We start from the raw sequence: 9,007 nt of genomic DNA, 5'->3' as shown, positions 1-9,007 counted from the left end.
CGGGCAGTTCGTCCTCTGCCCGCTCTCATGGACTTGTTCGTCGTCGATGGCAGGAACTCTACCCGGCCTCCCCGCGAAAATCTACCTTGATCACAACAGATTTTCGTAGATCCTCAGCCAAGCTCCGCTGCCGGAGCCGCCCCGTCCGTGCAGCGGCTCCCGCGCCGACCTGGCGCCACCTCGGGCCAGGCTTGGTCCGGCGTCGTCGGACCGCTGGTCGAGGCTCCGGTGCTACCCGCCGAAAGAGACTCGAGCACCGCGCCAATCGGTCGCACGGAGGAATCCTTCCCAGCTCAGCGCGCCGGGGTCGACGCTTCGGCTCCACTCCATGTCACGGTCCTCCCGGTAGTAGCCGAACTCGACCGCGTACTCGGCCATGCCGAGGATCTCGTCCACCAGGAGAGGGTTCTCTCCGAGTTCGGGGAAGTAGGTGAGCAGTCCCTCCCGGGAGCAGGCGCTCCGGTACTCGGCCTTGAGTCCAGTGACACGGGAGAAGGCCTCGACCATTTCGCCGGGGGAGACGACGTCGCCGATTACCGGCAGGGAAGCGCCCAGGTAGGCGTCGGGGTTGGAGAACACTTCGAGGACGGCCGGGCCGGTCGCGGTCAGCGGGTCGACGAACGGAGCGCGGAAGTCCTCGGGCAGGTAGAAGGGCATCAGTACCGTGTCGCCCTCGATTCGAGGCGCGTAGTACTCCAGCGCGTTCGTGTAGAAGAACGACAGCATGACGAAGGTGTGCGCGACCGGCAGGGTCCGGATGTGGTCCGCGATGAGCGCCTTGTCGGTGAAGTGCGGAGCGTATTTGGTGCCCGACGTCCGCTCCTGGACGTTCTCCAGCGTGCTGAAGACAAGGTGCCCCACGCCGGCCTCGACCGCCGCATCGGCGAGCTGGCGTCCAAGAGGGAACTCGTCGGTGGACGGCGGCGCAACGGGCGGCGTCATGAGAAAAGCCCCATCGGCCGACCGGAAGGCTTCCGCGAACTCGCGCTGGTGATCCAGTGCCAGGGGGACGGTGAAGATTTCCGCGCCCATCGTCGCCAGCTTCCGCGCCTGGGCTGAATCGGCGTTTCGCGTCAGGGCGCGGACCCGGAACCTTCCGCTTTCGAGCAGGGAAGTGGCGACACTCCTGCCCTGCTTGCTGGTTGCGCCCGAGACGACGATCAACGGCTTGGCGGTGGGGGACATCACGCACTCTTTTCCTCTTGGGCCCGATGCGCGCGAGAGCGACCGGCCGGAGCGCCGGCCACGCGGGCGCCGGGCGGTGACTGCAGCACGATCATATCGAAACATCGCGATGCGTCAATATGTCGCGCGGCGCGGGAACGGGCTCGGGTCGCCCGCCGATCGCCGTCCGGGCACCGCCCTGGCCTGCGTGGACGGCCGCGAGGCCCGGCCCGGCGCGTCACATCGAGATATAGTGGTGCGTGGGTACGAGAGAGGAGCCTTCATGGCGAAGTCGCGCGCGGCGGACTCGGGGCCGGCCGACCTCGAGGACGCGGTCGAGGCCCTGAAGGCCCTGGCGAACCCGACGAGGTTGCAGATCATGAACTGGCTCCAGGACCCTCATCGAGAGTTCGCGCAATGGGAGCCGATCGCCGATCGCGACGAATTCGGGGTCTGCGTCAGCCATCTGCAGGCGAAGTCGGGGCTGGCGCAGTCGACGGTCTCGTCCTACATGGCGACCTTGGAGCGCGCCGGCCTCGTCCGGTCCACGCGCATCGGCAAATGGACCCATTACAAGCGCGACGACGACACGGTGGCTCGGCTGACGGAGTTGCTCCGCAGCAAGCAGTGACCGGAAATTCACGTCCGGGCCGGGCGCACGCGGTGCCTGAGCTGTAACCGCACCGCGTGCGCCTCACGCGGCCCCGGCCGCGGGGAGGGATGTGAATCCTCCGTTCCACGCGGCATGAAGGCACTGGCCAGCACGTACGGGAGTGCGAAAAGACCGCATCACCGTTTCGGCGCTCGTTCGGGGATCCGTCAAGCCGTGCCGCCAGCGCCCCCGTAGGCTTCGCGGCCTCGACCGGCTCGTCCCCTCCAGACCTCATCGGTCTTCCAGTGCGTTACCCACCCTGCCCAGCCGGCAGGCCGGCGGCGGCGCCGTTCGCAGTGGTCGCCCCGGGTTCGGGCGCCGATGGGCGGGCGGCAGGGTCGGGCCGTGCCGTTACCTGTTGCCGCAGATGTTGCCCTCGGCGGGGTTCAGGATCCCGACGAAGTTGAACGTGTTGCCGCAGGGGTCGGCGTCCGCCGCCGAGGGCTGGAACCCGTTTCCGGCGACGGTCGGCTCGGGGTCCTGGGCGCTGGCCGCGGTGGCGCCTGCGCCGAGGGCCGCGAAGACGCTCGCGGCGAGGATGGTGGCGTGGACGATGTGTCGCATGGTTGCTCCTTCAGTGCGGTTGATCCACCTAACGCCACCAATTGTAGTAAATCCATCACTGTAGGTATCAGTGGCGGGGGGTGCCCAGCCGGCCGCCAGCACCCCGCCGCCGACCCCACGGCCCCCGTCACGCCCGCCGACGCGAGTTCCGGGATTGCCGTTCGCAATGCAATTACCGTCAGAAATGCGGCCAGGTGCTCCGCCGTAGCCGGAGTGGCTTGATTTCGCCGGGCCTGCCGCCGGAGAAGGGCTCGTCATGGCAGGCCAGGGCTCTCTGTTACTCATTTCAGTAGACGTTTTTGCTGCGCTTAGGGTTTCGCGCAGGGGTGGCGAGCGCACGCGGTGCATAGGTTCTGGGCGTCGGGTTCCAACGCTTGAACAGCGGCCGACCGGTTCGGGAATTGATCATGGCCGGGATGCGAGGTCTCGGGCGATTCAAAGGGGGCCTTGTGCGGCGTCGGGTGGTTTTCTCGGGTGCGACACTGATCGGGATGATCGGTGGGTTCGGTGGGACCGCGGCCGGGGTGGCGGAGGCGAAGACCTGCTGTGACCCGCACCTGATCGCGATGGCCCTTCCCGGCAGGGTGCCGGGCGGGTCGACCATCACCGGCAGGGTCGTCGTGAGCTGCAAGGTCGATCACGACACCCGGGTGGTGCTGCGCAGCGGCTCCAAAGCCGCCGTCCTGCCGGGCTGGGTGACGGTGAAGCGGGGCAGCGCGCAGGCGGTGTTCCACGGCCGGACGACGGTCGTGGCGAGCCCCACCAGGGCCGTGCTCGCCGCTCGGCTGGGGCACACGACCAAGTCCCGGGTGCTGGTGGTGGAGGCGGCGGGTGCGCGGTTGTCGGGCTTGGCGCTCAGTAGCGCCCGCGCCACGGCTGGGTCCACGGGCACGGGTACCGTTTTCCTGAGTCGTCCCGCTGCGGCGCCGGTGACTGTGGCCCTTGCCGCCACCGACCCGGCGGTTCATCTGCCCCACACGGTCCGGGTGCCGGCGGGTAGGCGCAGCGCGCATTTCGCCTTCCGCATCGGAGCCGTACCGGCGACCCACAACGTCACCGTCACCGCCCGGCTGGGCCGCACGACCAAGACCCGGGTCCTGGTGCTGGAGGCGGCGGGCGCGCGGTTGTCGGGCTTGGCGCTCAGTAGCGCCCGCGCCACGGCTGGGTCCACGGGCACGGGTACCGTTTTCCTGACTCGTCCCGCTGCGGCGCCGGTGACTGTGGCCCTTGCCGCCACCGACCCGGCGGTTCATCTGCCGCGCGCGGTCCGGGTGCCGGCGGGTAGGCGCAGCGGGCATTTCGCTTTCCGCATCGGAGCCGTACCGGCGACCCACAACGTCACCGTCACCGCCCGGCTGGACGGCACCGCCAAAGAAGTGACCCTGACCGTCAGCCCGCGGTCGCACGCCGCGCTGGACAGCGTCTACCTGGACAAGACCCGGGTGCTGGGAGGCGCGCCGGTGACCGGCACCGTGCGGCTGACCGGCCCGGCGGCGCCGGGCGGCCAGGTCGTCAAACTCTTCTACCGCGGGCCGGCCAGGATGCCGACCACCGTGAGGGTCCCCGAGGGGGCCGCCTCGGCCACCTTCCCGATCAACACCGAGAGGGTGACCGCGGAGGACCAGGTCGCCATCACCGCGAGCATGGCCGGGGTGTACCGGTTCCCCTTCCTGAACGTCTACCCGCCGATCCAGGTGAACCAGATCCTCGGCACCTGGAACGTCACCTACGGCAGCACCGCGCAGATCAAGATCGCCCTGAACTATCCGGCGCTGACCGACACGGTCGTGCACCTGTCGAACGAGCCCGTGAACCTCTTCCCCGACCTGCCCGCCTCGATCACCATCCCGGCCGGGCACGCCCACTACACCGTCAACACCCGGGTGGGCCGCTTCCACGGCGACCGGTCCACCACCGTCAACGCCTGGACCGAGGGCGGACCGACCGTGTCGCAGACGTTCTACGGCACCTGCTGACCCGCGTCTCCGGCCCGGCGCGGGGGACGGGTCAGCTACGGCCGAGCATCTCGGCGGTGAGGACGTCGCCGCCGAGGCCCCAGCCGCCGTCGGGGACCTCGTCGACGAGGACGAGCGTGGTCGCCCTGGCGCGCTCGCCGTACACGTCGGCGTAGGCGTCGGTGACGGCGTCGATCAGCTTCTTCTTGGACTCGGGGGTCAGCGTGTCGGCGGGGACCTTGAGGTTGGCGAACGGCATGATGACGACCTTTCTCGTGGTGGTGGTTCGCAGTGAGGCGGTCGAGGACGGCAGGTCCTCGATGCCTACGCGGTGGTGGAACTCGGCGCGGCGGCCATCAGCGGCCGTCGGCGGCCTCAGATGATGCCGCCGTTCGCGCGCACGACCTGCCCGTTGACCCAGTGGCCCGCCGGGCTCGCGAGGAAGGAGACGACCTCTGCGATGTCCTCGGGTGTGCCGAGCCGCTCCAGCGGCGGCTGCTGGGCGAGGCGCTGGATCGTCGCCTCGTCCTTGCCCTCCAGGAAGAGTTCGGTGGCGGTCGGGCCGGGCGCGACGGCGTTGACCGTGATGTCGCGTCCGCGCAGCTCGCGGGCGAGGACCAGCGTCATCGCCTCGACGGCGCCCTTGCTCGCGGCGTACGCCCCGTAGGCCGGGAACTGGAGGCCGACCACGGAGGTGGAGAGGTTGACGATCGCACCTCCGGCGCGGACGCGGCGGGCGGCCTCCCGGGCCATCACGAAGGCGCCGCGGATGTTGGTGCGGTGCAGGGCGTCCAGCTCGTCCAGGTCGAGGTCGGCGATGGGGGACAGCGCCAGCCGTCCCGCCGAGTTGACGACCACGTCGACCCCGCCGAAGGCCTCCTCGGCGGCGTGGAACATCGCCGCGACGGCGTCCTCGTCGGCCACGTCGGCCTGGACGGGGATCGCCCGGCCCCCGGACGCGGTGATCTCCTCCACCACCCGCGCCGCGGCGGAGGCCGCCCCCTGGAACCCCACCGCGACCGCGAGGCCGCGTGCCGCCAGCGCCGCCGCGACGGCCTTGCCTATCCCGCGGGAGCCGCCGCTGACGACGGCCACACGCTGCTCGCTCATGGAGGACCTCCTGCTCTTACCGGCGATACGAGGGATTCATATCGCCGTTAATCACGACGGTAGCACATCTTCGTAGCATCGTTAGCGGCTGGCGGTATCATTGATCGCATGGCAGGGACGGAACCGCTGCGCGCGGCGATGATCGAGGCCGCGGAGCGGCAACTGGCGGCGTCCGCGGACCACGAGATCGCGACCCGCGCCGTCTGCGAGGCGGTCGGCGTGACCCAGCCCGTCCTCTACCGGCTGTTCGGTGACAAGCGCGGGCTCCTGGACGCCGTCGCCGACCACGGGTACGAGCGGTACACCGCGCTCAAGGCCGCCCAGGAGCAGACCGGCGACCCGGTCGCCGACCTGCGCGCCGGCTGGGACGGCCACATGGCGTTCGCGCGGGAGAACCCGGCCCTCTACCAGCTGATGTTCACCCCGCGGCCGTGGTCGCGCTCGACGGCGCGGGACCGCGTGATGGACCTGCTGGTGGCGGCCCTCACCCGCTGCGCGGCGGCGGGCGCGCTGAGGCTCGAACCGCGCACCGCCGCTCAGCTGATCCTCTCGGCGAACGTCGGGACCGCTCTGGACCACATCGCCAGACCGGTCCTGTTCGAGGATCCCGCGCCGTCCCACCGGATGCGTGACGCCGTGTTCTCGCACGTGCTCACCGAAGCGTCCGCCCAGCAGGACGCCGACCCGCTGTACACCGCTGCGCTGCGCCTGCACGCGCAGCTCGAACTCGCCGAGCCCGAGGCCCTGGAGCCGACCGAGACCGCTCTTCTGCGGCGATGGCTCGAACGCATCACGCGACCCGACCGGCAGTGACGGCGCTCCTCCGGGACGCCTGAGCCGACCCGGGCGAGCCGATGCGCGCTTGCAGAAATATATAGACCGGTCTATTTTCTGACCATGGTAGGAACCAAGGGAGCGGAGACCAGCGCGCGGCTGGTCGAATCCATGCTGGAGCTGATCCAGCGGCACGGCTACGCCGGGACCGGCCTCAACGCGGTGGTGGAGCACGCGGACGCCCCGAAGGGGTCGCTGTACTTCCACTTCCCCGAGGGGAAGGAGGCGCTCGGCGCGAAGGCCGTGGAGCTCGCGGCGGCCCGGTTCGGCGCGCTCGTCACCGACGCGGCGGCGGACCTGACGCCCGGCGAGTCGGTGCGGCGCGTCCTGGAGGTGCTGGGCGGGATGCTCGCCGACAGCGACTACACCCTGGGGTGTCCCGTCTCGGTGGTGACGCTGGAGATGGGCGCGCACAACGACCGGCTGCGGAAGGCGTGCGCGGACGCCTTCGAGTCGTGGATCGCGCCGTTGGCCGACCTCCTGGTCGCGCACGGCCGGCCGCGTCCGGCGGCGCGCAGGACCGCGACCGCCGTGGTCAGCATGGTCGAGGGCGCGGTGATCGTGTCGCGCGCCCGGCGGTCGACCGAGCCGCTGCGCGACGCCGCCGACCTGCTCGCGCCGCTGCTGGACGCCGGGACCCCGTCGTGAGCGCGACGGAACGGCACGCGCTGGTGTTCGGCGCGACCGGGTTCATCGGACGCCATCTGGTCCTCGAACTGGGCCGGGCCGGCGTGCGGGTGAGCGTCGCGACCCGCTCGCCCGAGTCCGCCCGGCGGCTCGCCGACTGGCTGGCCGAGCACGGATGCGCCGAGGCCCCCGCCGATCTGCGCGCCGACTTCACCGGCCCGACGCTGCTCCCGGACGCGCTCCCGGACGACTGCGGCGACGTCACCGAGGTCTACAACTGCGCGGCCGCCTACCGGTTCGGGATGACCGTGGACGAGGCTCGCCGCGCCAACGTCGACAGCGTCCGCGCGATCGTCGCGTTCGCGGCGCGGCTGCCCCGGTTGCGGCGCCTGGTGCACGTGTCCGGCTACCGGGTGGGCGGACGCGCCGAGGCGTCCTGGACCGAGGAGCAGCGGCGGACCGCCTACCGGACGCTCGGCGCGTACGAGGCGTCCAAGGTCGAGGCCGACCTGGTGCTCCGGGCCGAGGCCGACCGGCTGGCGCTGCCGTGGACGGTCGTCAACCCGTCGGTGGTGGTCGGCGACAGCGTCACCGGCGAGTCCGACCAGTACATCGGCCTGGCGACCACGCTGAAGGACCTCTGGAACGGCGCGCTCGCGGCGGTGCCGGGCAACGCGCGGACGTTCGTCCCCGTCGTCGCGGTCGACCACCTCGCCCGCTTCATGACGCTGCTCCCGACCGACCGGGCCGCCGAGCGCGCCTCCTACTGGCTGCTGGACGACGACACCCCCACCCTGCCCGACCTGCTGACCCTCGTCGCCGGCCACTACCGGACCAGGACGCCCGCCCTGCGGGTCCCGGTGCCGGTGATCAGGCGGCTCCCCAGGTGGATCACCAAGGCCGACCCCGAGGTCCTGACCTTCCTGTCGAGCGACCGCTACCCCACGGCATCGGCCCGGGACCTGGCCGACCGGCACGGCCTGGCCATGCCCGACACCGCGACCACGATCCGCCGCTGGGCCGACCACCTGGCCGCACGCCGGTTCGGAGACGCCCCCGGACGCGCGCGCCGGTTCACCACGCCCGGCGGGTTCCGCACGTTCGAGCTCGGCGAACCGGACGCCCCCACCCTGGTGCTGCCGGGCCTGCCGGTCAACGCCGACACCTGGGCCCCGGTCATCGCCCGCCTGAAGGACGCCCGCGCCGTCGACCTCCCGGGCCTCGGCCTGAGCGCCGGACACCCCGGCGACTGGCCCGCCTGGCTGGCCGCGCTCCTGGCCGAGACCGGCCCGGCCCACCTGGTGGGACACTCGATCGGCGCCGCCGCCGCCCTCGACGCCGCGTCCGCCCGCCCGGACGCGGTGGACCGGCTCACCCTCGTCGCACCGTTCTTCCTCCAGCCGCATCCGGGACGCACCGTCCGCTGGACGCCCCTCACCCGCCGGTACCTCCGACGCGTCCGCCCGGCCGACCTCGCCCGACGCCTCACCGGCGACACGGCGTCCGCGGACGCGCTCGAAACCAGCGTCGCCGACCTGCGACGCTCCACCGCCGCCACCGCCGCCCGCCTGCTGGCGTCCACCGGCCGGACGACCTGGCGCGACGACCTCCAGACCAAACTGCAGCGCTATCCGGGAACCGTGCACATCATCACCGGCTCCAACGACCCCCTCACCCCCCAAGCGCGAGCCCTGCTCGAAGCACACCCCCGAGCCACCCTGACCGTCATCCCCGGCGCCGGCCACCACCCCCAACTGACACACCCGGACGAGCTGTCCCAAGCCCTCCACGAACCCACCGAGGCCCACGCCCCACGAGCGAGATAAGTCCCCCAACCTGCCCGGCGACCGAAGATGGCCGCCGGGCAGGTTGATGACGGCCACGACGATGATCCCGCCGGCAGGCACCTGAGCGTTGCCGACCTGAGCACCACGCACGCGCTGCTGTGCGATGACACTGCGGTCATCAGGTGGTGGCGTTCACCGGTCCGGGGGACACCGATGATCGCTGCTTGAAGCGCATCGAGAGTGGCTGCGCGTGAGCTGGTCCTGGTGGCGTCCTCCGGTCGGGACGTTCGCCTCTGGGGGCGTCGCGCCGGGTC

At 71.3% G+C, this 9,007-nt stretch carries 9 protein-coding genes; 5 read left to right on the top strand and 4 right to left on the bottom strand.

Annotated elements, in window-relative coordinates:
- Positions 1–231: 231 nt before the first annotated feature.
- Entirely contained in the window at positions 232–1,185 is a 954-nt protein-coding gene (locus ACFPCY_RS37595; protein ID WP_378263599.1) for an NmrA/HSCARG family protein, read from the bottom strand.
- A gap of 262 nt (positions 1,186–1,447) precedes the next feature.
- Here ACFPCY_RS37595 and ACFPCY_RS37590 point away from each other — a divergent pair, with 262 nt between their 5' ends.
- Positions 1,448–1,795, top strand: a complete 348-nt coding sequence (locus tag ACFPCY_RS37590) for an ArsR/SmtB family transcription factor (protein WP_378263597.1) — start codon at positions 1,448–1,450, stop codon at positions 1,793–1,795.
- A gap of 372 nt (positions 1,796–2,167) precedes the next feature.
- Here the strand turns inward: ACFPCY_RS37590 and ACFPCY_RS37585 are convergent, their stop codons facing one another.
- Positions 2,168–2,380, bottom strand: a complete 213-nt coding sequence (locus ACFPCY_RS37585) for a chaplin family protein (RefSeq protein WP_378263595.1) — start codon at positions 2,378–2,380, stop codon at positions 2,168–2,170.
- Between the two features lie 407 nt (positions 2,381–2,787).
- Here ACFPCY_RS37585 and ACFPCY_RS37580 point away from each other — a divergent pair, with 407 nt between their 5' ends.
- Positions 2,788–4,356, top strand: coding sequence for a hypothetical protein (locus tag ACFPCY_RS37580; RefSeq protein WP_378263593.1), 1,569 nt, complete (start codon positions 2,788–2,790; stop codon positions 4,354–4,356).
- A 31-nt stretch (positions 4,357–4,387) separates the two neighbouring features.
- On the opposite strand, the gene ACFPCY_RS37575 is transcribed toward ACFPCY_RS37580, so the two are convergent.
- Together ACFPCY_RS37575 and ACFPCY_RS37570 are read right to left on the bottom strand one after the other, a co-directional pair.
- Entirely contained in the window at positions 4,388–4,594 is a 207-nt protein-coding gene (locus tag ACFPCY_RS37575) for a 4-oxalocrotonate tautomerase family protein (RefSeq protein WP_378263591.1), read from the bottom strand.
- A 116-nt stretch (positions 4,595–4,710) separates the two neighbouring features.
- On the bottom strand, positions 4,711–5,445 hold the full coding sequence (locus tag ACFPCY_RS37570; protein ID WP_378263589.1) for an SDR family oxidoreductase: 735 nt from the start codon (positions 5,443–5,445) through the stop codon (positions 4,711–4,713).
- A gap of 108 nt (positions 5,446–5,553) precedes the next feature.
- Here ACFPCY_RS37570 and ACFPCY_RS37565 point away from each other — a divergent pair, with 108 nt between their 5' ends.
- The 3 genes from ACFPCY_RS37565 (at position 5,554) to ACFPCY_RS37555 (ending at position 8,732) form a co-directional block, all read left to right on the top strand.
- Positions 5,554–6,258, top strand: coding sequence for a TetR/AcrR family transcriptional regulator (locus tag ACFPCY_RS37565; RefSeq protein WP_378263587.1), 705 nt, complete (start codon positions 5,554–5,556; stop codon positions 6,256–6,258).
- 84 nt (positions 6,259–6,342) lie between these two features.
- On the top strand, positions 6,343–6,927 hold the full coding sequence (locus ACFPCY_RS37560) for a TetR/AcrR family transcriptional regulator (protein ID WP_378263585.1): 585 nt from the start codon (positions 6,343–6,345) through the stop codon (positions 6,925–6,927).
- The gene (locus ACFPCY_RS37555) at positions 6,924–8,732 is read left to right on the top strand and encodes an alpha/beta fold hydrolase (protein WP_378263583.1); all 1,809 of its coding nucleotides are present in this window, start codon (positions 6,924–6,926) and stop codon (positions 8,730–8,732) included. Before ACFPCY_RS37560 ends, ACFPCY_RS37555 begins: the two co-directional genes overlap by 4 nt.
- The last annotated feature ends 275 nt before the right edge of the window (positions 8,733–9,007 follow it).

The organism is Actinomadura gamaensis, assembly GCF_042652125.1.
Classification (GTDB): Bacteria; Actinomycetota; Actinomycetes; order Streptosporangiales; family Streptosporangiaceae; genus Spirillospora; species Spirillospora gamaensis.
Note: the sequence above shows the minus strand (reverse complement) of the source record. Positions and strands in the feature narration are given on the sequence as shown.

Coding starts and splice junctions, on each gene's coding strand:
- ACFPCY_RS37570 (WP_378263589.1), bottom strand. CDS start 5,445: ATGAGCGAGCAGCGTGTGGCCGTCGTCAGCGGCGGCTCCCGCGGGATA.
- ACFPCY_RS37590 (WP_378263597.1), top strand. CDS start 1,448: ATGGCGAAGTCGCGCGCGGCGGACTCGGGGCCGGCCGACCTCGAGGAC.
- ACFPCY_RS37565 (WP_378263587.1), top strand. CDS start 5,554: ATGGCAGGGACGGAACCGCTGCGCGCGGCGATGATCGAGGCCGCGGAG.
- ACFPCY_RS37575 (WP_378263591.1), bottom strand. CDS start 4,594: ATGCCGTTCGCCAACCTCAAGGTCCCCGCCGACACGCTGACCCCCGAG.
- ACFPCY_RS37560 (WP_378263585.1), top strand. CDS start 6,343: ATGGTAGGAACCAAGGGAGCGGAGACCAGCGCGCGGCTGGTCGAATCC.
- ACFPCY_RS37580 (WP_378263593.1), top strand. CDS start 2,788: ATGGCCGGGATGCGAGGTCTCGGGCGATTCAAAGGGGGCCTTGTGCGG.
- ACFPCY_RS37595 (WP_378263599.1), bottom strand. CDS start 1,185: ATGTCCCCCACCGCCAAGCCGTTGATCGTCGTCTCGGGCGCAACCAGC.
- ACFPCY_RS37585 (WP_378263595.1), bottom strand. CDS start 2,380: ATGCGACACATCGTCCACGCCACCATCCTCGCCGCGAGCGTCTTCGCG.